Annotated in this window: 21 protein-coding genes; 7 read left to right on the top strand and 14 right to left on the bottom strand. The window is 65.2% G+C overall.

The features are described from left to right. The first annotated feature begins 20 nt into the window (after positions 1 to 20). Entirely contained in the window at positions 21 to 1,451 is a 1,431-nt protein-coding gene (gene cls, locus PIN01S_RS11650) for a cardiolipin synthase (RefSeq protein ID WP_084335837.1), read from the top strand. 91 nt (positions 1,452 to 1,542) lie between these two features. Next, positions 1,543 to 2,061, top strand: a complete 519-nt coding sequence (locus PIN01S_RS11645; protein ID WP_084335836.1) for a GNAT family N-acetyltransferase — start codon at positions 1,543 to 1,545, stop codon at positions 2,059 to 2,061. Positions 2,062 to 2,111: 50 nt separating this feature from the next. Here PIN01S_RS11645 and PIN01S_RS11640 read toward each other — a convergent pair whose 3' ends face one another. Together PIN01S_RS11640 and fdhD are read right to left on the bottom strand one after the other, a co-directional pair. Continuing rightward, on the bottom strand, positions 2,112 to 2,552 hold the full coding sequence (locus tag PIN01S_RS11640; protein WP_371916557.1) for a hypothetical protein: 441 nt from the start codon (positions 2,550 to 2,552) through the stop codon (positions 2,112 to 2,114). Positions 2,553 to 2,882: 330 nt separating this feature from the next. Beyond that, a complete protein-coding gene (gene fdhD, locus PIN01S_RS11635) occupies positions 2,883 to 3,710 on the bottom strand; it encodes a formate dehydrogenase accessory sulfurtransferase FdhD (protein ID WP_084335834.1) in 828 nt (275 codons plus the stop codon). Positions 3,711 to 3,923: 213 nt separating this feature from the next. On the opposite strand from fdhD, the gene PIN01S_RS11630 reads away from it, so the two are divergent. Further along, on the top strand, positions 3,924 to 4,130 hold the full coding sequence (locus tag PIN01S_RS11630; RefSeq protein ID WP_084335833.1) for a DUF2795 domain-containing protein: 207 nt from the start codon (positions 3,924 to 3,926) through the stop codon (positions 4,128 to 4,130). A 3-nt stretch (positions 4,131 to 4,133) separates the two neighbouring features. Here PIN01S_RS11630 and PIN01S_RS11625 read toward each other — a convergent pair whose 3' ends face one another. Both PIN01S_RS11625 and yrfG read right to left on the bottom strand, forming a co-directional pair. Beyond that, entirely contained in the window at positions 4,134 to 5,033 is a 900-nt protein-coding gene (locus PIN01S_RS11625) for a LysR family transcriptional regulator (protein ID WP_084335832.1), read from the bottom strand. A 49-nt stretch (positions 5,034 to 5,082) separates the two neighbouring features. Beyond that, complete coding sequence (yrfG, locus tag PIN01S_RS11620) at positions 5,083 to 5,754, bottom strand: GMP/IMP nucleotidase (RefSeq protein WP_084335831.1); 672 nt, start codon at positions 5,752 to 5,754, stop codon at positions 5,083 to 5,085. Positions 5,755 to 5,891: 137 nt separating this feature from the next. Between yrfG and nudE the strand changes: the two genes are divergently transcribed. From nudE to PIN01S_RS11605, 3 genes are read left to right on the top strand one after another with little or no spacing between them, the layout of a single operon-like run. After that, positions 5,892 to 6,458, top strand: a complete 567-nt coding sequence (gene nudE, locus PIN01S_RS11615) for an ADP compounds hydrolase NudE (protein ID WP_084335830.1) — start codon at positions 5,892 to 5,894, stop codon at positions 6,456 to 6,458. After that, positions 6,455 to 7,276 (top strand): 3'(2'),5'-bisphosphate nucleotidase CysQ, encoded by an 822-nt coding sequence (gene cysQ / locus PIN01S_RS11610; RefSeq protein ID WP_084335829.1) that lies wholly within the window; start codon positions 6,455 to 6,457, stop codon positions 7,274 to 7,276. The genes nudE and cysQ overlap by 4 nt, the downstream gene beginning before the upstream one ends. Positions 7,277 to 7,302: 26 nt before the next feature. Further along, positions 7,303 to 8,184, top strand: coding sequence for a LysR family transcriptional regulator (locus tag PIN01S_RS11605; protein ID WP_084335828.1), 882 nt, complete (start codon positions 7,303 to 7,305; stop codon positions 8,182 to 8,184). Positions 8,185 to 8,217: 33 nt separating this feature from the next. Here PIN01S_RS11605 and PIN01S_RS11600 read toward each other — a convergent pair whose 3' ends face one another. The 7 genes from PIN01S_RS11600 to arcD form a co-directional block, all read right to left on the bottom strand. Further along, entirely contained in the window at positions 8,218 to 9,105 is an 888-nt protein-coding gene (locus tag PIN01S_RS11600) for a dihydrodipicolinate synthase family protein (protein ID WP_084335827.1), read from the bottom strand. A gap of 27 nt (positions 9,106 to 9,132) precedes the next feature. Then, positions 9,133 to 9,915 (bottom strand): aldolase, encoded by a 783-nt coding sequence (locus tag PIN01S_RS11595; RefSeq protein WP_084335939.1) that lies wholly within the window; start codon positions 9,913 to 9,915, stop codon positions 9,133 to 9,135. A 239-nt stretch (positions 9,916 to 10,154) separates the two neighbouring features. Then, positions 10,155 to 12,062 (bottom strand): beta-ketoacyl synthase, encoded by a 1,908-nt coding sequence (locus tag PIN01S_RS11590; RefSeq protein WP_084335826.1) that lies wholly within the window; start codon positions 12,060 to 12,062, stop codon positions 10,155 to 10,157. Positions 12,063 to 12,520: 458 nt separating this feature from the next. Next, complete coding sequence (gene arcC, locus PIN01S_RS11585) at positions 12,521 to 13,450, bottom strand: carbamate kinase (RefSeq protein ID WP_084335825.1); 930 nt, start codon at positions 13,448 to 13,450, stop codon at positions 12,521 to 12,523. Between the two features lie 68 nt (positions 13,451 to 13,518). After that, the gene (locus PIN01S_RS11580) at positions 13,519 to 14,529 is read right to left on the bottom strand and encodes an ornithine carbamoyltransferase (RefSeq protein WP_084335824.1); all 1,011 of its coding nucleotides are present in this window, start codon (positions 14,527 to 14,529) and stop codon (positions 13,519 to 13,521) included. 103 nt (positions 14,530 to 14,632) lie between these two features. Beyond that, the gene (gene arcA / locus PIN01S_RS11575; RefSeq protein WP_084335823.1) at positions 14,633 to 15,889 is read right to left on the bottom strand and encodes an arginine deiminase; all 1,257 of its coding nucleotides are present in this window, start codon (positions 15,887 to 15,889) and stop codon (positions 14,633 to 14,635) included. A gap of 103 nt (positions 15,890 to 15,992) precedes the next feature. Next, complete coding sequence (gene arcD / locus PIN01S_RS11570; protein WP_084335822.1) at positions 15,993 to 17,420, bottom strand: arginine-ornithine antiporter; 1,428 nt, start codon at positions 17,418 to 17,420, stop codon at positions 15,993 to 15,995. 351 nt (positions 17,421 to 17,771) lie between these two features. Between arcD and PIN01S_RS11565 the strand changes: the two genes are divergently transcribed. Further along, on the top strand, positions 17,772 to 18,134 hold the full coding sequence (locus tag PIN01S_RS11565; RefSeq protein ID WP_084335821.1) for a DUF5064 family protein: 363 nt from the start codon (positions 17,772 to 17,774) through the stop codon (positions 18,132 to 18,134). Between the two features lie 70 nt (positions 18,135 to 18,204). Here the strand turns inward: PIN01S_RS11565 and dctM are convergent, their stop codons facing one another. The 3 genes from dctM to dctP form a co-directional block, all read right to left on the bottom strand. Further along, the gene (gene dctM, locus PIN01S_RS11560; RefSeq protein WP_084335820.1) at positions 18,205 to 19,488 is read right to left on the bottom strand and encodes a C4-dicarboxylate TRAP transporter large permease protein DctM; all 1,284 of its coding nucleotides are present in this window, start codon (positions 19,486 to 19,488) and stop codon (positions 18,205 to 18,207) included. Continuing rightward, entirely contained in the window at positions 19,488 to 20,117 is a 630-nt protein-coding gene (locus tag PIN01S_RS11555) for a TRAP transporter small permease (RefSeq protein ID WP_084335819.1), read from the bottom strand. Before PIN01S_RS11555 ends, dctM begins: the two co-directional genes overlap by 1 nt. Positions 20,118 to 20,267: 150 nt before the next feature. Further along, positions 20,268 to 21,260, bottom strand: coding sequence for a C4-dicarboxylate TRAP substrate-binding protein DctP (gene dctP, locus PIN01S_RS11550; protein WP_084335818.1), 993 nt, complete (start codon positions 21,258 to 21,260; stop codon positions 20,268 to 20,270). Positions 21,261 to 21,279 lie beyond the last annotated feature (19 nt).

Raw genomic sequence — 21,279 nt, 5'->3', positions numbered from 1 at the left:
CGGGGGGAAGCGGATAGGCCATGGAGTTGCACCTGCTGGGGTACCTACTCGCTGGCGTCCAGGCGCTCGGCGTGCTGGCGGCGATTCATGCGGTGCTGACCGTGCGTACCGCCCAGGGCGCCATCGCCTGGGCCATTTCCCTGGTGTTCATGCCTTACCTGACCCTGCTGCCGTACCTGGTGTTCGGCCGCAACCGCTTCGACGCTTACATCCGCGCGCGGCGCGAGGCCGATCACGAGATGCGCCGGGCCATGGTCGACGTGGACTGGCGACCCTGGGTGGAAGAGGCCCAGGCCGCTCGCGAGAGCGAGGCCTACCGGGGCCTGCGGGTCCTGGCGAAGCTGGCGCGCCAGCCGACCCTGGCGAACAATTGGGTGCGCCTGCTGATCGATGGCGACGCCACCTTCGAGGCGATCCTCGGGGCTATCGCCGAAGCGCGGCAGGTGGTGCTGGTGCAGTTCTTCATCGTCCGTGACGATCCGCTCGGGCGGCGTCTGCAGGCGGCGCTGCTGGAACGGGCAGCCGCCGGCGTGCGGGTGTTCGTGCTGTTCGACAGCATCGGCAGCCATGCGCTGCCCCGCGGCTACGTGCAGCGGTTGCGCGACGGCGGTGTGCAGGTGCACGGCTTTTCCGCCCGCGGCGGGATGATCAACCGTTTCCAGCTCAACTTCCGCAACCACCGCAAGATCGTCGTGGTGGACGGCCTGCGCGGGTTCGTTGGCGGGCTCAACGTCGGCGAGGAATACCTCGGCCTCAAGCCGCCGCTGGCGCCCTGGCGTGACACCCACCTGGAAATTCGCGGGCCGGCCCTGGCCTGCCTGCAGGAGTCCTTCGCCGAGGACTGGTTCTGGGTGACCCGGCGCTTGCCGCCGCTGCTGTTGCCGGATGCCTACGAGAGCGGCGGGGTGATCTGCCAGGTGGTCACCAGCGGCCCGGCGGATGCCCAGGAAACCGGCTCGCTGCTGTTCGTCGCGGCGATTCATGCGGCGCGCCAGCGGGTGTGGATCACCAGCCCCTACTTCGTGCCCGACGAGGCAGTGTTCGCCGCCCTGCGCCTGGCCGTGATGCGCGGCGTGGAGGTGCGCATCCTGCTGCCGTCGCGGGCAGACCACCGGGTGGTCTACGCGGCGTCCAGCCTATACGCCTACGAGGCGGCCAAGGCCGGTATCCGGGTGTACCGCTACGTGCCGGGCTTCCTGCATCAGAAGGTGATGCTGATCGACGACCGCGCCGCAGCGGTGGGCAGTGCCAACCTGGACAACCGCTCCTTCCGGTTGAACTTCGAGGTGACGGTATTCACCGTCGACACCGCCTTCGCCAGCGAGGTGGAGCGCATGCTGCTCGACGACTTCGCCCAGGCACGTGAGCTGGGCGTGGAAGACCGCCACCGCCTGCGTCATTTGCAGCAGCTCGGCATGCGGGTGGCGCGGCTGATTTCGCCGATTCTCTGACGCGCCTGCGGGCGACGAGCGGAACGGTGTCCGTTCATCGGGGCTCTAATGCGATAACGCCGGCCTGGCCGGTTTCGAACGAGGATTCCCGATGATCAGGAAAGGCACACCGGATGACTTGGAAGCGGTGCTGATGATATGGCTGGAAGCCTCCCTGCATGCCCATGACTTCATCGAGCCGGCCTTCTGGCAGAGCAAACTGGAGGATATGCGCAATCATTACCTGCCCAGTGCCGATGTCTGGGTCTTCGAGGAAAACGATGTAATCCTCGGTTTCTTCGCCTTGCAGGCCCATGTGCTGGCGGCGCTGTTCGTTTCTCCTTCGCAGCATGGCCGCGGTATCGGCTCCAGGCTGCTGGAGAAAGCCAAGTCCCTGGCCGACGGGCTGGAGTTATCGGTCTATCAACGCAACAACCACGCCGTGGCCTTTTACCAGCGCCATGGCTTCCGGCAGATCGATCTGCGTACCGACGCGCGCGCCGGGCATGTCGAACTGGTCATGAAGCAGATCGATGAGATGGCGCCGGTCGAGCGCCAGATCGCGGATCAGGGCGACGTCGCCTTGCTGATCGGCTCCCCGGTACCGATGGCCTCGTCGCCGGAAAGCTGACGGGGAGCGTCGGGCGACGCACGGAACGTCGCCCCAGGAGAGCAGCCGTTTCAGTGGTGGCGGTGCTTCTTCCAGTGTTTCTTGTGCTTGCGGCCGTAGCGGTGGTCGTCGTCATGGTCACGGACATAGTAATGGCGGCCGCCTTCGCTACCTCCGTCACCGTAATGGTTGCCCAGCGCACTACCGGCGCCGCCACCCACGGCCGCGCCAATCACGCCGCCGGTGGTGCCACCGACTTTCTGGCCGATCACGTTGCCACCGGCCGCACCCAGGCCGCCGCCGATCGCCGCTTCGGTCTTGCTGCCGCGGTTGGCACTCACCGCGCCGCCGGCTGCGCCACCCAGGCCGGCCCCAATGGCCGCGCCGGTATCGCCGCCGACCTGCTGGCCGACCACCGAACCCAACGCCCCGCCCAGCGCACCGCCCACGGCGGCCTGGGTATCGCCACCGAAGGCGGCGCCGCTGGCCAGACCCAGGGACAGTAAAAGCATCGACGAGAAGTTCTTCATGAAAGGGACAGCCTCTGTGGGGATGACGGGGCTGATCCTCGCCTTCGGATCACGCGCTCCGCAAGCGCCAGCCGACGAGCTGTACACGGATATAAGTATTTGTTTTTACTAGGGAACTTGGCGTAAGCGAAGCGGTCTTATCTTGCTTCCAAACCGTCCTTTTCAACAGGCGGCCCTCTCTTTCCCCTCACAGAATCCACCCCGCCTTTCGCCGGTTGCAGCCGTAGTGCCTTTGCCAACTCCGAGCTATGCAGCGCGTTCCACCCGTCGGCAGTCCCGGTAGGGCATCTTGCGGGCGTCGGGTGGTGGAGATTACGCCGGGCTGTAGACCCGTGGTGCGCTGTGGTGGGGCAGGTGGATCAGGTTCAGGTTGTGCCGCTGCGCCCACTGCACGGCGAGGCCGGTGGGGGCGGAGAGGCTGACCAGGGTCTGGATGCCGGCGCGCAGTACCTTGTGGATCAGCTCCAGGCTGCAGCGGCTGGTGACGATGGCCAGCCCGCCGGCCGTGGCGATGCCTTGCCGGGCTAGGGCGCCGATCAGCTTGTCCAGGGCATTGTGGCGGCCGATGTCTTCGCGGCCGAGGCGGATTTCGCCATGATCGTCCATGAACAGCGCGGCATGCACCGCGCCGCAATGCTGACCGAGAGGTTGGAAGGCCTCGATGCGCGAACGCAGGCCCTCGAGCCATTCGGCCGGGGGCAAGGGGGCCAGCGGCAGGCTGGGCAGGCTGGGCAGCGCCTGGTCCAGCGCTTCGACGCCGCAGAGCCCGCAGCCGCTGGTGCCGGCCAGGGAGCGTCGCTGCTGCTTGAGACGCCAGAAGGCGCGATTGGCGATCCGCACCTGGGCTTGGCGGGCTTCGCCGAGGCCGCTCAGGTGGAGGTCATAAATATCGTCGATGGTGTCGACCATACTGTTGCCGAGGCAGAAGCCGACGACGAAATCTTCCAGATCGGTGGGGGAGACCAGCATCACCGCCTGGCTGATGCCGTTGCAGGCGATGGCCAGCGCGACCTCCTCGGCCAGCTCCACCGGCGTGTCGCCGCTGGCGTCGAGAGGCTGGTAACGGTAGGCGCGACTGGCGTGGGCCGGTTGTTCGCCAGCCGCAGCCAGCGGCGGGCGGACGGGACGCTGGGCATTCATGGGCAAGGCTCTGTTCGTCGTTCTTTCCCCGCAGCCTAAGCCTCCATCGGGCGGGCGTCTAATCGGTTATGCCGATACGGCGATAGATCGGGTCGATGAGCCCGGACGCGGCACATGGCGTTGGTCCGGAGGAGCGCCGTTGCGCTCGAACTTGCGGTCGCGATCGCCCTCTAGTTTCAAGCATGACCCACTCGATGATTCGGAGGTGAAATCATGACCAGAGGTCTAGGCGGCTCGTCCCCGGCGAACGTATCCCAATACCTGAAAGGCGTCGGCTTCCCCGCGACCAAGCAGCGTCTGCTGGAACAGGCCGAGCGCAACGGTGCACAGGACGAAGTGCTGAACGTGTTGCGCAAGATGCCGGAGGCGCAGTACGACGACATGGCGGGCGTCATGAAGGGCTTCGGCCAGGTGGAGTGACGCTCAGCCTTCCGCGGTGCCCTCGCCGAGCCGTTCACGGCACAGGTCGAAGCAGGCCTCCGCCAGCGCCGAGCGAGGGGCGCCGCGGCGCATGATCAAACCCAGCGGCGCCAGGGTGTGGGCATTTTCGATGGGTTGCAGGCGCAAGTGTTCGGTGAGCCCGGACAAGCCGTCGCCGAGCGGCATGATGGCGCAGCAGAAACCGCTGTGAACCGCTTGCAGCAACTGGTGCACGGCATCGGTTTCCAGCAGTGGATTGGGTTTCAGGCTGCGCGAGCGGAAGGCATGGTCGATGGACTGGCGGAAATGCATGCCGCTGGACAGCAGCCCGAGCGGCAGCGTCACCAGGGTTTCCCAGCTCAGCGGCAGGTCGTCGAAACGGAAGTGGCGCTGGTCGTAGAGCAGCCCCATTTCGGTATCCATCAGCGGCAGGCAGTCGAAGGCCTCGGCGTCGAGGTGGTCCAGGTAGGACACGCCGAGGTCGATGCGGTTGCTCGCCAGTTGTTCGAGAACCTGCTCCGACGTCAGCGCCGACAGCACGAAGTGCAGGTTCGGATGGCGCTGGTGCAGGCGTTGCAGCAGTGGCAGCGGATCGAAGCTGGACAGCGGCACCACGCCCAGGCGCAGGGTGCCGACCAGATTGCCCCGGCAGGCTGCCGCCTCGGCCTGCAAGCCGTCATAGGCGGCCATCACGCTGCGTGCCCAGGCCAGCACCCGCTCGCCCGGCTCGGTGAAGCCTTCGAAGCGCTGGCCGCGGCGGACCAGCGGCACACCCAGTTCCTCTTCCAGGTTGCGCAGGCGCATGGACAGGGTCGGCTGGGTGATGTGGCAGCGCTCCGCGGCCTGGCCGAAATGCCGGGTCTCGTCCAGGGCGATCAGGAACTTGAGCTGTTTGATGTCCATGGGGCGGAGCTTCCCGCGTCGTGCGCCAAGCCGCAAGAGGCGTGCCGAGTTACGGGCGTTCCAGTTCCTCAACCAGCGTGCGGTAGTCCTCGACGGCGGCGAACTCCTCGGTGTCCTTGGGGCCTTTACGGCTGTCCGGTTGGCGTACCGCGAGCAGATGGGCGACGCCGAAACGCCGGGCGCTGCGCAGGATCGGCAGGCTGTCGTCGATGAACAGGCTGCGCGCGGGGTCGAACGGGAAATCCTGCTGCAGGGCGAACCAGAACTGCTGGTCTTCCTTGGGAAAACCGTAGTCGTGGGAGCTGATCAGGCGATCGAACCAGGGGGCCAGCTCGACCTTTTCCAGCTTCAGCGACAGCGAATCGCGGTGCGCATTGGTGATCAGCACCACGCGCTTGCCGGCCTTGCGCAGGGCGGCGAGGAAGCGGTCGGCATCCGGACGCAGGGCGATCAGGTGCGCCACTTCGCGCTTGAGATCGCGCACCGACAGCTTCAGCTCGGCGCTCCAGAAATCCAGGCAGTACCAGGTCAGCTTGCCGGCGTGCGCCTCGAACAGCGGCATCAGTTCCAGCTCGGCCATGGCCCGGCTGATGCCGTGGTGATCGGCATAGCGCTGCGGCAGGTGTTCCAGCCAGAAATGATTGTCGAAATGCAGGTCGAGCAGGGTGCCGTCCATGTCGAGCAGGACGGTGTCGATGGCGCGCCAGTTCAATGGGTTCATGCGGTTTTCTTCTGTGGCGACGGAATCGCTGGGGATCGCGTCGCGATTCGCCCGAAAGGCGTCGCCTGGACGCAATCTCCGGCGGGGATAATCGGAAAAGCCGGGGTATGATACCCCGCAAGAAGAAGGAGATGCCCATGCGACAGAAACCCACCGTCCTCGCTCGCGAGATCGTCGCGAGCAGCCGCCTGTTCCGCGTCGAAGAGCTTCAGTTGCGTTTCGCCAACGGCGTCGAGCGTACTTATGAGCGGCTGGTGGGCAAGGGCGTGGGCTATGGCGCGGTGATGATCGTGGCGCTGGCCGACGCCGAGCATGTGCTGCTGGTGGAGGAATACTGCGCCGGCACCGACGATTACCAGTTGTCGTTGCCCAAGGGGCTGATCGAGCCGGGCGAGGACGTGCTGGCGGCGGCCAACCGCGAATTGAAGGAAGAGGCCGGTTTCGGCGCGCGGCAACTGGAACATCTCACCGAACTGTCCCTGTCCCCCGGCTACATGAGCCAGAAGATCCAGGTCGTGCTGGCCCGCGATCTCTACCCGGAAACCCTGCCCGGCGACGAACCGGAGCCGCTGCGGCTGGACAAGGTCAGCCTGCGCGAACTGTCGAGCCTGATGCAGCACCCGCAGTTCAGCGAAGGCCGCGCCCTGGCCGCGCTCTATCTGGCGCGCGACCTGCTGACCCAGCGCGGAGAGCTGCAGCTATGAGCCAGGCGCTGCTGCCCGCCGTGATCGAGTTGGTCCGCGCCGCCGGCCAGGCCATCCTGCCGCACTGGCGCATCGGCGTGACCGTCACCGAGAAGGCCGACGCCTCGCCGGTCACCGCCGCCGACATGGCCGCCCACGACCTGCTGGTGGCAGGGCTCCGTGCCCTGGCGCCGGACATCCCGGTGCTTTCCGAGGAAGATGCCGAAATCCCGCTGTCGCAGCGCGCCGCCTGGACACGCTGGTGGCTGGTGGACCCGCTGGACGGCACCAAGGAATTCATCGCTGGCACCGAAGAGTTCACCGTCAACGTGGCGTTGATCGAACGAGGCCGGGTGTTGTTCGGCGTGGTCGGCATTCCGGCCAGTGGACGCTGTTACTACGGTGGAGCCGGGCTGGGCGCCTGGTGTGCCGAGGCCGATGGCGAGCCGCAGCCGATTGCGGTGCGCATCGCGCCGGCGGAAGCCTTCACCGTGGTGGCCAGCCGGCGCCATTCCAGTCCGGCCCAGGAACGCTTGTTGGCCGGCTTGGGTGAGCGCTTCGGCGACCTGCAATTGGCCAACGTCGGTAGCTCGCTGAAGTTCTGCCTGCTGGCCGAAGGCGAGGCCGATTGCTATCCGCGCCTGGCACCCACCTCGCAGTGGGACACCGCGGCCGCCCAGGGCGTGCTGGAAGGCGCCGGCGGCGAGGTGCTCGACCTGCACGGCGAGCCGCTGACCTACGAGGCGCGCGAGACCTACCTGAACCCCTCGTTCCTTGCCTTACCGGTCGCCGCTGAATGGCGCGCCGAGTTGATCCAGCTCGCCCGCGCACTGGACTGACAGGGCGCCCGCCGGAAGGACCCGACTTGGATTTCCGCCAGCTCAAATACTTCGTCGCGCTCTACGAGGAAACCCACGTCGGGCGCGCGGCGGAGCGCCTGTGTATTTCCCAGCCGGCGCTGTCGCAGCAGATCCGCCAGTTGGAGGGCGAGCTGGACGTGCCGCTGTTCCATCGGCACAACAAGCGCCTGTCGCCGACCCTCGCCGCGCATACCCTCTATCAGCATGCCGTGCCGTTGCTGGACGGGCTGGGCCGCGCACACGACGCCCTGCACGCCTACCGGGGCCAGCCGCCGAAAGTGCTGGCCATCGGTGTGCTGCAGACGGTGAATGCCTCCCTGATCCCGCCGCTGCTGGAAAAACTCCGGGAGCGCCAGCCCTATCTGAAGGTGCAGGTCTACGAGCTGTCCGGCGGCGAGATCGAGCGGCGCCTGCTGGCGGGCAGCCTGGACATCGGCATCAGCTTCCTGCCACCCCGGCACGCGGGGTTGCACGGCATGCCGGTCTACGAGGACGAGCTGAACCTGGTGGTGGCCGAGGACCATCCGCTCAAGGACTTCCGCAAAGTATCGGTGGCCCAGGCTGCCGAGCAGCCGATGATGCTCCTTGGCGAGGAGTTCCGTACCCGGCAGATTTGGGAGGAACAACTGGCGCGCATCGGCCGGCAGCCGCAGGTGCAGATGGAGCTGAACCAGATGAATGGGATTCTCGACAGCCTCGGCCGGGCCCGCCTGGCCACTGTGTTGCCGGGGCGTGCGCAGGCATTGCGTACCGGCCAGGGCCTGCTGTGGAAGCCGCTGAGCGATCCGCGCGTGGTGCTCAAGGTGGGTTTGGTGTTTCGCGATGCGCAACGGCAGAAGCCGATGCTGGAACTGATCGACGACGTGCTCGCCGATCTGGAAGGATGAAACACGCCCCGCTGGGCGGGGCGTGCCGGACTGTCAGCGCAGCGTGTCGAGGATCGCGGCCAGCCGCTCGGTTTCAGCTTCGTCCAACGCTTCCAGCGGCAGGCGGGGGACGCCGGCGTCGATGCCGCAAAGCGTGAGACCGGCCTTGATGGTGGTCGGCAGTCCACCCTTGAGAATGAATTGCAGCAGCGGCAACTGCCGGTAGAACAGGTCTCGGGCTTGCTGCAGGTCACCTGCCAGCGCCGCTTCGTAGAGCCGCAGGTTCAGGGCCGGAATGAGGTTGGGCGCCGCGGTGCACCAGCCCACCGCGCCAGCGGCGAAGGCTTCCAGGGCCAATGGATTGCTGCCGTTGTACATCGGGATGCGCCGGTCGGAGAGCTGCGCCAGGCGGTGCATGCGCTGGATGTCGCCGGTGCTCTCCTTGACCATGGTGACGTTGTCTACTTCCCGCACGATCCGTGCGATCAGCTCCGGCGACATGTCCACGCCGCTGGTGGCCGGGTTGTTGTAGAGCATGATCGGGATGTCGATGGCCTGGGCGATGCGACTGTAGTGCCGGTAGATCTCGCGCTCGGAGAGCTTCCAGTAGGACACCGGCAGCACCATCACCGCGTCGGCGCCATGCGCCTGGGCGAAGCGGGCGCGGCGGATGGCGTTCTGCGTGGTCAGGTCGGAGATACCGACGATCACCGGCACCCGGCGATTCACTTGGCTCAGCGAGCGCTCGGCCACTTCGTCCCATTCCTTGTCGTTCAGGTAAGCGCTCTCGCCGGTGCTGCCCAGCGGGGCGATGGCGTGGCAGCCGCTGTCGATCAGACGGTCGATGAGCAGGCCGAGGGTGTCGCCGTCGATGCGTTCGCCGCAGGCGGAGAAAGGCGTGACGGGGTAGGCGATGATGCCCTTGAGGTTCAGTTCTGTCATGAAAAGGATTCCTTATGATTCGGTCGGTCAGGCCAGGCAGTCCGGGTGCTGTTTCAGCGCCCGGCGGGCGTAGTAGGCGAAGGCCGCCTGATGGCGCTTGGGCGCGGATACCCAGTCGTGGGCTTCGCGGGCCAGCGCTTCGGGAATGGGCTTGAGGGCACCGGCGGACATGGCCAGCAGTTGCAACCGCGCCGCGCGTTCGATCAGCACCGCCAGTACACAGGCTTCCTCGATGCTGCGCCCGGCCACCAGTTGACCGTGGTGGGCGAGCAGCACCGCGCGCTTGTCGCCGAGAGCTTCGGAGATGATCCGGCCCTCTTCGTTACCCACCGGCACGCCCGGCCATTCCGGGAGGAAGGCGCAGTCCTCGAACAGCGGGCTGGTGTCCATGTGCGAGATCGCCAGCGGCACCTCCAGCATCGACAGTGCGGAGACGTGCAGCGGATGGGTGTGGATGATGCAGTTCACATCCGGGCGGGCACGGTAGACCCAGCTGTGGAACCGGTTGGCCGGATTGGGCATGCCGTCACCTTCGAGGACATTCAGGTCCTCATCCACCAGCAGCAGGTTTTCCGCGCCGATTTCATCGAAGCCCAGCCCGAGTCGCTGGGTGTAGTAGGTGCCGGGTTTCTCCGCACGGGTGGTGATCTGCCCCGCCAGGCCGGAGTCGTGGCCGGCGTCGTGCAGGATGCGGCAGGTCAGCGCCAGCTTCTGCCGGGCGCTCCAGGCGGTTTCCGGCAGGGCGTCGCGCATTTGCCGATGGGCCTTGGCCATCAGCTCGGGTTTGCTCATTTCGAATGTCGTGGACATCGGCATCGCCTCTCGTGTCTGAACGCATCGGCCCGCCCCGGTAGCGGGCCGATCAGGATGGCCGGGACGGCGGGCGCCGCCTCGGCCGGAATGCTCGAGCGCGATCAGGTTAGAGAGAGGAGATGGGCGGCGCTATTTCGATTTGACTGTGCTTTCGATAAGCGTTGCTTATGAAATAGCGCGCAAGCCGGGAGAGGCGGGCAGCGGGCCCTCGGACGGGCCCGCGTGGAGGCGGGCGATCAGTCCAGCATGTCGAGGAAGCGTGCGTCCTTCGGGTATTCCAGCGGCTGGGCGAAGCCCGGCACTTCGATACGGCTGTCGCTGATACGGATATCGCGGTCGTCGATCAGGTCCTGGCCGAAGTTGTAGATGATGTCGAACTGGCCCTTGAGCGCCTGCTCCTCGTAGCGGAGGGCGTTGGCGCGGGTCTGTTCGCGGCGCTCGCGGTAGGCGGCGAAGGCGGCGTCGCCGTGGCGCTTGCGCAACATGCGCTCGACCACCTGGGGCGCCAGCACGTAGCCGCTGGCGTTGTTGCCGCCGAAGCCCTTGGAGTTGATGAAGCAGACGTCCAGGGTGTTGTCGCCCAGCTTCAGGTCCTGGGTGACGATGCGCAGGTGCTGCTGGTGCACGTCATGGGCCACGCCGTCGATGGTCTTGATGCCGGGGACGATGCCGTACTTGAACGAGCCCAGGGCGGAGATCAGCTGGTCGCCGCTGGCCGGCGCCAGGGAGTGGCCGACGAACGCCTTCACCGCGGTGACCGGCCAGCTTTCGATACCGAAGGCGGCGGCGACGCGGTCCAGCAATTCCGATTCGGTAACGCGGTTGGCCGGGGTACTGGAGCCGTGGGCGTGAATGAAGCTGCGTCGACGCACGGCATCGATGCCCACCAGTTGGGCCGCTCCGGCCACGGCCTTGGCCATGGTCAGGTAGTTGCCGGGGCCGGGAGCGGAGATGGATTTCTTGAAGCCGTCGGCGTTGATGAACACGTCCGGCACGGCGCCATGGATATCGGCACCCAGCTCCAGGGCCAGTTCGTCGTCCATCAGCACCACGTATTGGGCCGACTCGGCCAGGGTGAAGCCGCAGTTCTCGCCGAACGGCCGGCTGGCGCGGCGGAAGTCCACGTCGTCGCGGCCTTCGATCAGGCGCAGACCCTCTTCGGTGGCCAGGGCGCCCATGGCGCCGTAGCCGTCGATGCATTCCAGGGTGATGGGGGCTTCGCTGTTGCCGACGATGACCACCCGGGCGCGGCCCGAGGTGATGCAGTCGACGCCCTTCTGCAGGTTGTAGAGGAAGGTGGCGCAGGCGCCGGTGACGCTGCCGGTGGTGCCGACGCTGCCCAGCACGTAGGCGTTGATGAAGTCGGCGGGCATGGTGTTGAGGCCCAGCGGCAACTGCTTGGCGGTCACCCGACCGCCCTTGAGGCGCGATTGCATCAGGCCGCCGAAGCCGTTCTCGTCCAACTGGCTCATGATACTGCCGGCGAACACGGCGATTTCATCCGGGGCGACGTGCTCGACGATGGTCTTCCAATCGATGCCCACCGAGCGCAGGGCATCGGTGACGCCGACGATGGTCAGTTGCAGGCCGCGCGGGTGGAAGCGCGAGTTGTACAGTTCGCTGGGCTCGAAGCCGGAGGGTAGTTGCCCGGCGGACTTCACCGGCAGCGAACGGTAGCTCTCGATCTTGAATTCACAGCTTTCGTGCAGGGTGACGCGGGCTTCGGTGGCGCTGATCGATTCCACCGACCAGTTGGCCGGGACCGGCTCGGGGAGCTGCTTGAGCGGTACGCAGAAGGTCAGCGGCGCGCCTTCCACGCCGGCGACGGTGACGTTCTTTTGCCAATAGGCGGCGTCGACGTCGAGGTACTGCTTCTCGATGCGGCGGACCAGGGTGGAATCGAGGATGCGTTGCGCATGGCGGGCTTCGATGTCCGCCGGGGTCAGCGTGGCGCCAGTGTCGTCGCGGTATTCGCCGTCCACCACCTTGACCAGCTTCATCATTACCGCGAGGCCGGCCAGGGTCTCCTGACGTGCGCGTGGGTCCAGGCTGTCGATGACGGTGCGTCGGAATCCATGGTGGAAGGAGCTGCGGCCTGCGGCGTTATAACCCCCGAAACCAACGATCACAGGTAGACGAGACATGACTCGGAAACTCCTCACGCAAGAAGGTCGACGCGGGCCGCATGGGCCTCTGGACTTGTCGATAGAGTGTGGTTTACCCGTGATCGACGGGCGATGGAAGCCCGGCCGCAGGTAGGGATGCTTATGCTGACGTGTTCGATGACTATCGAGTCACGGTTTCGACCAAGGTATGAGTCGGAAAGGCCCTAGGCCCGATAGGTGTTTGGCCATGGGGCAAGATCGTGTGGGGGTGGATTCACTCATGGATGAGTGCCACACCGAACCCGCTTTGTGTAGGAGCCAGCTCTGCTGGCGAAGTCTCCGTGAAGCTCTATCGTGAGCAGAGCTCGCTCCTACAAAAACGATGCGAGCCTGGGTGGATTTATCTGCCACGAACCTCCGTCGGGCGAATGAATTCGCCCCTACACGGTGGGATGCCATGCCGCTTGTGCAGGGGCGGATTTCTCCGCCCCTGCGGCTCAACGGTATCGGATACCCGCTTGCGCCGTGCTCACCCGTGTACCGGCTTCGCCCTGGACGATGGCCTGGATGTCGGCCAGCGAGCCGATCACCGCGGCCTTGCCGGTATGGCGGGCGAATTCGCAGGCGGCCTGAACCTTCGGGCCCATGGAGCCGGCGGCGAAGCCGAGGCGCTCGAGTTCGTCCGGGTGGGCCTGGGCGATGGCTTTCTGCGTCGGCTTGCCCCAGTCGAGGTAGGCGGCGTCGACGTCGGTGGCGATCACCAGCAGGTCGGCTTCCAGTTGTTCGGCCAGCAGCGCGGAGCAGAGGTCCTTGTCGATCACCGCCTCGATGCCGTGCAGCTTGCGGTTCTCGTCGTAGATGGTGGGTATGCCGCCGCCACCGGCGCAGATCACCACCGAGCCCTTCTCCAAGAGCCACTGGATCGGGCGAATCTCGAAGATCCGCTTGGGTCGCGGGCTCGGCACCACGCGGCGGAATTTGTCGCCGTCTGGCGCGATGCTCCAACCTTTCTCCCGGGCCAGGCGCTCGGCCTCTTCCTTGGCGTAGACCGGGCCGATGGGCTTGCTCGGCTTCTGGAAGGCCGGGTCGCCGGCATCCACTTCGACCTGGGTGAGGAGGGTGGCGAACGGCACCTCGAACGGCAGCAGGTTGCCCAGCTCCTGTTCGATCATGTAGCCGATCATGCCTTCGGTCTCGGCGCCGAGCACATCCAGCGGGTAGGTACCGACCTCGGTGTAGGCGGCACCCTGGAGCGCCAGCAGGCCCACCTGGGGGCCGTTGCCGTGGGCGATCACCAGTTCGTTGCCCGGTGCCACCTTGGCGATCTGTTCGCAGGCGATGCGAACGTTCTCGCGTTGATTCTCCGCCGTCATGGCCTCGCCACGACGGAGCAGGGCGTTGCCGCCCAGAGCGATGACTAGTCGCATGGAACCTCCTTTGGAGGTGAGGAGGGAGGTGAGAGTAGCCACTCCTTACCCCTCACTCCTCACGCTCTTCAAATCTCACTCAATGTGGAAACCAGAATGGCCTTGATGGTGTGCATGCGGTTTTCCGCCTGTTCGAAGGCGATGCAGGCCGGGGACTCGAAGACGTCCTCGGTCACTTCGATGCCGTTGGCCAGGTTCGGGTATTGCTCGGCGATCTGCTTGCCGACCTTGGTTTCCGCGTTATGGAACGCCGGCAGGCAGTGCATGAATTTCACCCGGGGATTGCCGGAGGCTTTCATCAGTGCGGCATTGACCTGGTAGGGCAGCAGCAGGCGGATGCGTTCGCCCCAGGCTTCCACCGGCTCGCCCATGGAGACCCAGACGTCGGTATGGATGAAGTCGACGCCTTTCACCGCGGCCTGTGCGTCCTCGGTGAGGGTGAGACGGGCGCCGGAAGCTTCGGCGAAGCGCTTGCAGGCGGCAATGTGCTCTTCGTTCGGCCACAATTCCTTGGGCGCGGCGATCCGCACGTCCATGCCGAGCTTGGCGCCGATCAGCAGCAGGGAGTTACCCATGTTGTTGCGCGCGTCGCCGAGGTAGGCGTAGCTGATCTCGTGCAGCGGCTTGTCGCTGTGTTCACGCATGGTGAGCACGTCGGCGATCATCTGGGTCGGGTGGTACTCGTCGGTCAGGCCGTTGTAGACCGGCACGCCGGCGAACTTGGCCAGTTCCTCGACGATTTCCTGCTTGAAGCCCCGGTATTCGATGGCGTCGTACATGCGACCGAGCACCCGGGCGGTGTCCTTCATGCTCTCCTTGTGGCCGATCTGCGAGGAATTCGGGTCGATGTAGGTGACGTTGGCGCCCTGGTCGTAGGCCGCCACCTCGAAGGCGCAGCGGGTACGGGTCGAGGTTTTCTCGAAGATCAGCGCGATGTTCTTGCCTTTCAGGTGCTGCTGCTCGGTGCCGGTGTACTTGGCGCGTTTGAGGTCGCGGGACAGGTCGAGCAGGTAGCGCAGCTCGCGTTCGCTGTGGTGCATCAGGCTCAGCAGGCTGCGGTTGTGGATGTTGAAGGCCATGGTCTTTCTCCTCGTGGGGAAGGTGTCGGTCCGTCAGGACAGCTCGTGGCTGGCGGACGGCGCGACGGAGGGATGGACCGCCGCGCCGGGTTCGGGTCGGTACTCAGTAGTCGATCGGGTCGCGGATGATCGGGCAGGTCATGCAGTGGCCGCCGCCGCGTCCCCGGCCCAGTTCGCTGGCGCTGATGGTGATCACTTCCACTCCGGCCTTGCGCAGCAACGTGTTGGTGTAGGTGTTGCGGTCGTAGCCGATCACCACGCCGGGCTCCAGAGCCACCACGTTATTGCCGTCGTCCCATTGCTCGCGTTCGGCTTCGTAGCTGTCGCCGCCGGTCTGTACCACGCGCAGGGCGGGCAGATTGAGCGCCTCGGCGACCACCTCGAGGAAGCCTTTTTCCTCGCGGCGCACGTCGATGCCGCCCGGTTTGCTTTCGTCTGGGCGCAGGCTGAACGGCACGATGCCCTGCACCACCTCGGGGAAGATGGTGACCAGGTCGCGGTCGCAGAAGCTGAACACGGTATCCAGATGCATGGCCGCGCGGGAGCGTGGCAGCCCGGCGACGATCACCCGCTCCACTGCGCGGTGCTTGAACAGCGATTGCGCCAGTTGGCCGATGGCCTGGCGGGAAGTGCGTTCGCCCATGCCGATCAGTACCACACCGTTCCCGATGGGCATCACGTCGCCGCCTTCGAGGGTGGCCATGCCGTGGTCGATGTCCGGGTCGCCGTACCAGACCTGGAAGTCGGCGTTGGCGAAGTCCGGGTGGAACCTATAGATGGCGCTGGCCAGCAGGGTTTCCTGGCGGCGCGCCGGCCAGTACATCGGGTTCAGCGTCACCCCGCCGTAGATCCAGCAGGTGGTGTCGCGGGTGAACTGGGTGTTCGGCAGCGGCGGTAGCACGAAACTGGAGTGCCCCAGGTAGTCGCGGAACATCTTGACGATCTCCCCGCCGTGGCTCTCCGGCAAATCGGCCCCGGAGACGCCGCCGATGAGGAACTCGGCCAGCTTGCGCGGCTCCAGTTCTTCCAGCCAGGAGCGGGTCTCGTTGACCAGGCCGAGGCCGACCTGGTTCGGCGTGATCTTGCGGTCGAGAATCCATTTCAGGGCTTCGGGATTCTTCACCGTCTCGGTGAGCAGGTTGTGCATTTCCACCACCTCGACGCCGCGTTCGCGCATCTTGGTGACGAAGTCGAAATGGTCGCGCTTGGCCTGGTTCACCCAGATCACATCATCGAACAGCAGCTCGTCGCAGTTGCTCGGGGTCAGCCGCAGGTGGGCGAGGCCGGGCGAACAGACCATCACTTTGCGCAGCTTGCCGACTTCCGAATGGACGCCGAGTTTGAGGGGTTCAGTGGACATGGTGGATCTCCTTCGCATGTCTGCCGCCGGTCGGGGCTCGTGGCGCCGCCGGCGCGTGGGAGGGGCCCGGCGCTGCGGATGGCGCAGGCGGGCCCGGGGTGGGTCAAAGACTGAGGAAGCCGTCGTACAGGCCGTAGGCGGCGATCAGCGCGCCGATCACCACGGCGGCGAAGATCAGCTTCTCGATCGGGGTGAACACCGGCTGGCCGAGTTCGCGCTTGGCCTTGGCGAAGAACAGCACGCCGGGGGCATAGAGCAATGCCGAGAGCAGCAGGTACTGCACGCCACCGGCATAGACCAGCCAGACGCTGTAGAGCAGGGCGACCAGGGCGATCGCCAGGTCCTTGTTGCGTTCGACGGGCGCGTTCTCGTAGGTCTCGCCGCGCCAGCTCAGCAGCACGGCGTAGGCGGCGGACCAGAAGTACGGCACCAGGATCATCGAGGTGGCCAGGTACAGCAGGCTCAGGTAGGTGGACTCGTTGAACAGCGTGAGGATCAGGAACAACTGGATCAGGCCGTTGGAGAGCCACAGCGCGTTCACCGGGACATGCCGGGCGTTTTCCTTCTTCAGGAAGTTCGGCATGGTGTGGTCGCGGGCGCCGGCGAAGAGGATCTCGGCGCACAGCAGGGTCCAGGACAGCAACGCCCCGGCCAGCGAGACCACCAGGCCGATGGCGATGAAGATCGCACCCCAGCGGCCGACCACATGCTCCAGCACGCCGGCCATGGACGGGTTTTTCAGCCCGGCCAGCTCCGGCTGGCTCATGATGCCCATGGACAGCACGTTGACCAGCACCAGCAGCAGGAGCACCCCGGCGAAGCCGATGACCGTGGCCTTGCCGACGTCGGTGCGCTTCTCGGCGCGGGCGGAGAACACGCTGGCACCCTCGATGCCGATGAACACCCAGACGGTGACCAGCATCATGTTGCGCACCTGGTCCATCACGCTGCCCAGCTCGACGTTGCCGCTGCCCCAGAAATCCGCCGTGAACACATCCAGGCGGAAGGCGATGGCGGCGATGACGATGAACAGTACCAGCGGCACGATCTTCGCCACCGTGGTGACCAGATTGATGAACGCCGCCTCCTTGATGCCGCGCAGCACCAGGAAATGCACGCCCCAGAGCACCAGCGAGGCGCAGACGATGGCGGCGACCGTGTTGCCTTCACCGAAGGCCGGAACGAAGTAGCCGAGGGTGCTGAACAGCAGGACGAAGTAGCTGACGTTGCCGATCCAGGCGCTGATCCAGTAACCCCAGGCCGAGGAGAAGCCCATGTAGTCGCCGAAACCGGCCTTGGCGTAGGCGTAGACGCCCGCGTCCAGCTCCGGCTTGCGGTTGGCCAGGGTCTGGAAGACGAAGGCTAGGGTCAGCATCCCCACCGCGGTGATGGCCCAGCCGATCAGCACCGCTCCCGCACCAGCGCTGGCCGCCATGTTCTGCGGCAGGGAAAAAATCCCGCCACCGATCATCGAGCCGACCACCAGCGCGATCAGTGCCCCCAACTTCAGTTTTTGAGTGGCTTGCGACATGACAGACCTCCTGTCAATGAACGATTCCTCGTTATTAAGCGCAGCCGAATAGGTGGAAGTTCTGACTTGAATCAATGGTCAGGTTATGTGGCTGGAATATTCTGATGTCATGGAAAATTGGCGAAGTTATGGGTTTTGGGGATGGCTGGAGGGCCCGTGATCCAAGGGGTTCATGGTGTTGAGCAGTTATTTTGTTTGGCTGGGCTCGAGAACTTCTCGCAAGCGCAAAGTTAAGTTTGGCGAATTCTTGAAGTTTCAGTTTTTATTCAAGTTTTTTGCATTTTCAATAATTGAAAGCGATTGCCAGACGATCTTTCGCTGACATCAGGTTGTAACTGAGGTGGGCAGGTGATGTTCAAGCCGGGCCATGTGGAAATCGAGCGCGCCGCCATCGGGCGTCAGCCGGGTTACCGGCTGAACCTGGACTATGCCGTGAGCCGGCGCGACAACGGCACCTACGTTCATTTCGATCTGGATGGCGAGGTGGGTGGCCGTCCGGTGCACGACAGCTTCGAGCTGCACCGCGACGTCGCCTACAACTTCCTCCACGTGGCGGCGGACTGCCTGCGCCGGCGGGGCATCCCGCTGCCGGGCCAGGCCATGCTGTTCGGCGCGCACAAGGACTACGACCGCCTCTTCGCCGACCTGCGCCGGCAACTGGGCGTCCATTCCGGCGAGCCGATCGATCTGGAGCGTTTTCTCCGGGAGGGGTAGCGACGCTTCTCGCGGTCAAAAAAAGCCCGGCGCGAAGGCCGGGCAGAAGTGCAACACACAACGATTCGGATCAGTTCATTCCCAGCCAGTTCGGCAGGGCCATGGACACGGCCGGGATGTAGGTGACGATCATCAGGAAGCTGATCAGCAGCATCAGCCACGGCAGCGCGGCGCGGATGGTGGCGGACAGCGGCATGCCGGTGACCGCCGAGGTGACGAACAGGTTCAGGCCTACCGGCGGGGTGATCAGGCCGATCTCCATGTTCACCACCATGATCACGCCGAGGTGGATCGGGTCGATGCCCAGTTCCATGGCGATGGGGAAGAAGATCGGCGCGAGGATCAGGATGATCGCCGAAGGCTCCATGAAGTTGCCCGCGATCAGCAGCACGATGTTGACGATCAGCAGGAACATCCACGGCGACAGGCCGAGGCTGGTGACCCAGGCGGCGATGGTCTGGGGGATCTGCTCGGTGGTCAGCACGTGGGCGAAGAGCATGGCGTTGGCGATGATGAACATCAGCATGATGGTCAGCTTGCCGGACTCCAGCAGCACCTTCGGGCACTCGCTGACGCGCATGTCCTTGTACACGAAGAGCGCAACGAAGCCGGCGTAGACCGCCGCCACGGCCGCGGCCTCGGTGGGGGTGAACATGCCCGAGTAGATACCGCCGAGGATGATCACCATCAGCAGCAGGCCCCAGATGGCGCGACGCGCGGAACCCAGCCATTCGCGCAGGGAAGCGCGCGGCATGGCCGGCAGCTTCTTCACCCGGGCGACGATGTAGATCGCCACCATCAGGATCAGGCCCAGCAGCAGACCCGGCACTACGCCGGCCATGAACAGCTTGCCCACCGAGGTTTCGGTGGCGGCGGCGTAGACCACCATGACGATCGACGGCGGGATCAGGATGCCCAGGGTCCCGGCGTTACACACGATGCCGGCGCCGAAGGCCTGCGGATAACCGGAACGGACCATGCCGGCGATGGCGATGGAGCCCACCGCGGCGACGGTGGCCGGCGAGGAGCCGGACAGGGCGGCGAACAGCATGCAGGCGAGTACCGCGGCGATCGCCAGGCCGCCACGGATGTGGCCGACGCAGGCGTTGGCGAAGTCGATCAGCCGGCGGGCCACGCCACCGGTGGTCATGAAGGCGCCGGAGAGCAGGAAGAACGGAATCGCCAGCAGGGTGTAGTGCTCGGAGGTCTCGAACAGCTTGATCGCCAGCGAGCGTACCGAGTCGGGGCTGAAGAACAGGATGGTCAGCGCGCCGGACAGGCCGAGGGACACGGCGATCGGTACGCCGATGAACATCAGCAGGAAGAGGATCAGGAAGAGGAACAGGATGGTCATTACTTCTGCTCCTCGTGTTCGGTCAGTTTGAGCACGTCGTGGGCCTCATCGGCCAGGCCAAGGCCAGTCTGGCGGTTCTGCAGGATGCGGACGAAGATTTCGGCGAAGCGTAGCAGCACCATGGTGAAGCCGAAGGGCACGATCAGGCCGATGTGCCACTGCTTGATGCCGAAATGGTCGAGGTCCTCGGCGCCGATGCCGGCGGTATACAGGACGCGCACCCAGTCGTAGCTGCCAACGGTGATGAGTGCTGCATAGATCAGGCAAGCCAGGCAGGCGAGGATACCGAGCACGCGCTGCACGGGCCGCGGGGTCAGTTTGACCAGGATGTCCACGCCGAGATGGCCGGCGGTGCGCACACCATAGGCGATGCCGAAGAACAGCAGCCAGGCGAACAGGGCCTTGGTCAGTGCAGTGCTCCAGGTCATGCTCTGGGCCAGGTCGAGGATGAAGTCGCCGATGGCCGAGAAGAATTCGTTGCCGCCCTCCCAGAGGTCGGCGATGTCGTAGAACAGGGTGTAGAGGTTGTTCAGCACCACGTAGACGAAAGTCACGAGCGTCATGGCGGCCAGCAGAAAGGCAATGAAGCCTTCCTCGAAGCGCGCCCAGATACGCAGCAGGGTACTCATGGGGCAGCATCTCCCGAAGGGCGGGGTTGAGCAGGTGTAAGACGGGGCGGGTGAAGCCCGCCCTGTCCCCGGCACACTGGCCGGCCGGTCACGCTACCGTCCGGGGCAGCGCGGGTGGCCGGGCCGCTGGCGCGGCCGGCCCCCTCTGGCTTATTGCTTGTTGGCGGCTTCCGCGGCCTTGATCAGATCGGCGCCGATCTCGCCTTCGAACTCTTTCCACACCGGCTTCATGGCGTCGCGCCACATGCCGCGCTGCTCCGGAGTGAGCTGGATGATTTCGCTGGTCTTGGCGTCGATGATGCGCTGCTTGTCGCCCTGGTTGAGGGCGTCGGCCTGCTTGTTCACCTCGACGGTCACTTCCGCGACGATCTTCTCCAGTTCGCTGCGCACGTCAGCCGGCAGGCCGTCCCAGAACTTGGTGTTGGTGATCAGCATGTAGTCCAGTACGCCGTGGTCGGACTCGGTGATGAACTTCTGCACTTCGTGCATCTTCTGCGAGTAGATGTTCGACCAGGGATTCTCGGCACCGTTGACCACACCGGTCTGCAGGCCCTGGTAGACCTCGGCGAAGCTCATCTTGCGCGGGTTGGCGCGGACGGCCTTGAACTGCTCTTCCAGCACCTTGGAAGCCTGTACGCGGAACTTCAGGCCGCGGGCGTCCTTCGGCTCGCGCAGGGCCTTGTTGGCGGACAGTTGTTTCATGCCGTTGTGCCAGTAGGCCAGGCCGGTGATGCCCTTGTCTTCCATGGAGGTCAGCAGGGACTTGCCTTCGGGGCTGTTCTGGAAGCGGTCGACTGCCTGGATGTTATCGAACAGGAAGGGCAGGTCGAAAATCTGCAGCTTCTTGGTGTACTGCTCGAACTTGGCCAGGGACGGGGCGATGATCTGCACGTCGCCGAGCAGCAGCGCTTCCATTTCCTTGCCGTCGCCGAACAACTGGGAGTTCGGGTAGACCTCGACCTTCACCTTGCCGGCCAGACGCTCTTCGGCGAGCTGCTTGAACAGCAGGGCACCCTGGCCTTTCGGGGTGTGCTCGGCGACCACGTGGGAGAACTTGATGACGATCGGATCGGCAGCCTGGGCCAGGCCGGCGATGCCCAGTGACAGGGCGCATACGAGCGCCTTGGCAGTCGTTTTGAACATGCGAGTGCTTCCTTTTGTT

The organism is Pseudomonas indica NBRC 103045 (assembly GCF_002091635.1).
GTDB classification, from domain to species: Bacteria; Pseudomonadota; Gammaproteobacteria; order Pseudomonadales; family Pseudomonadaceae; genus Pseudomonas_M; species Pseudomonas_M indica.
The sequence above is the reverse complement of the archived record's forward strand: the minus strand, read 5'-3'. Positions and strand labels throughout refer to the sequence as shown.

Bases quoted from the DNA above. Each gene is read 5' to 3' on its own strand.
- cls (WP_084335837.1), top strand. From the start codon at position 21: ATGGAGTTGCACCTGCTGGGGTACCTACTCGCTGGCGTCCAGGCGCTC.
- PIN01S_RS11645 (WP_084335836.1), top strand. From the start codon at position 1,543: ATGATCAGGAAAGGCACACCGGATGACTTGGAAGCGGTGCTGATGATA.
- PIN01S_RS11640 (WP_371916557.1), bottom strand. From the start codon at position 2,552: ATGCTTTTACTGTCCCTGGGTCTGGCCAGCGGCGCCGCCTTCGGTGGC.
- fdhD (WP_084335834.1), bottom strand. From the start codon at position 3,710: ATGAATGCCCAGCGTCCCGTCCGCCCGCCGCTGGCTGCGGCTGGCGAA.
- PIN01S_RS11630 (WP_084335833.1), top strand. From the start codon at position 3,924: ATGACCAGAGGTCTAGGCGGCTCGTCCCCGGCGAACGTATCCCAATAC.
- PIN01S_RS11625 (WP_084335832.1), bottom strand. From the start codon at position 5,033: ATGGACATCAAACAGCTCAAGTTCCTGATCGCCCTGGACGAGACCCGG.
- yrfG (WP_084335831.1), bottom strand. From the start codon at position 5,754: ATGAACCCATTGAACTGGCGCGCCATCGACACCGTCCTGCTCGACATG.
- nudE (WP_084335830.1), top strand. From the start codon at position 5,892: ATGCGACAGAAACCCACCGTCCTCGCTCGCGAGATCGTCGCGAGCAGC.
- cysQ (WP_084335829.1), top strand. From the start codon at position 6,455: ATGAGCCAGGCGCTGCTGCCCGCCGTGATCGAGTTGGTCCGCGCCGCC.
- PIN01S_RS11600 (WP_084335827.1), bottom strand. From the start codon at position 9,105: ATGACAGAACTGAACCTCAAGGGCATCATCGCCTACCCCGTCACGCCT.
- PIN01S_RS11595 (WP_084335939.1), bottom strand. From the start codon at position 9,915: ATGTCCACGACATTCGAAATGAGCAAACCCGAGCTGATGGCCAAGGCC.
- PIN01S_RS11590 (WP_084335826.1), bottom strand. From the start codon at position 12,062: ATGTCTCGTCTACCTGTGATCGTTGGTTTCGGGGGTTATAACGCCGCA.
- arcC (WP_084335825.1), bottom strand. From the start codon at position 13,450: ATGCGACTAGTCATCGCTCTGGGCGGCAACGCCCTGCTCCGTCGTGGC.
- PIN01S_RS11580 (WP_084335824.1), bottom strand. From the start codon at position 14,529: ATGGCCTTCAACATCCACAACCGCAGCCTGCTGAGCCTGATGCACCAC.
- arcA (WP_084335823.1), bottom strand. From the start codon at position 15,889: ATGTCCACTGAACCCCTCAAACTCGGCGTCCATTCGGAAGTCGGCAAG.
- arcD (WP_084335822.1), bottom strand. From the start codon at position 17,420: ATGTCGCAAGCCACTCAAAAACTGAAGTTGGGGGCACTGATCGCGCTG.
- PIN01S_RS11565 (WP_084335821.1), top strand. From the start codon at position 17,772: ATGTTCAAGCCGGGCCATGTGGAAATCGAGCGCGCCGCCATCGGGCGT.
- dctM (WP_084335820.1), bottom strand. From the start codon at position 19,488: ATGACCATCCTGTTCCTCTTCCTGATCCTCTTCCTGCTGATGTTCATC.
- PIN01S_RS11555 (WP_084335819.1), bottom strand. From the start codon at position 20,117: ATGAGTACCCTGCTGCGTATCTGGGCGCGCTTCGAGGAAGGCTTCATT.
- dctP (WP_084335818.1), bottom strand. From the start codon at position 21,260: ATGTTCAAAACGACTGCCAAGGCGCTCGTATGCGCCCTGTCACTGGGC.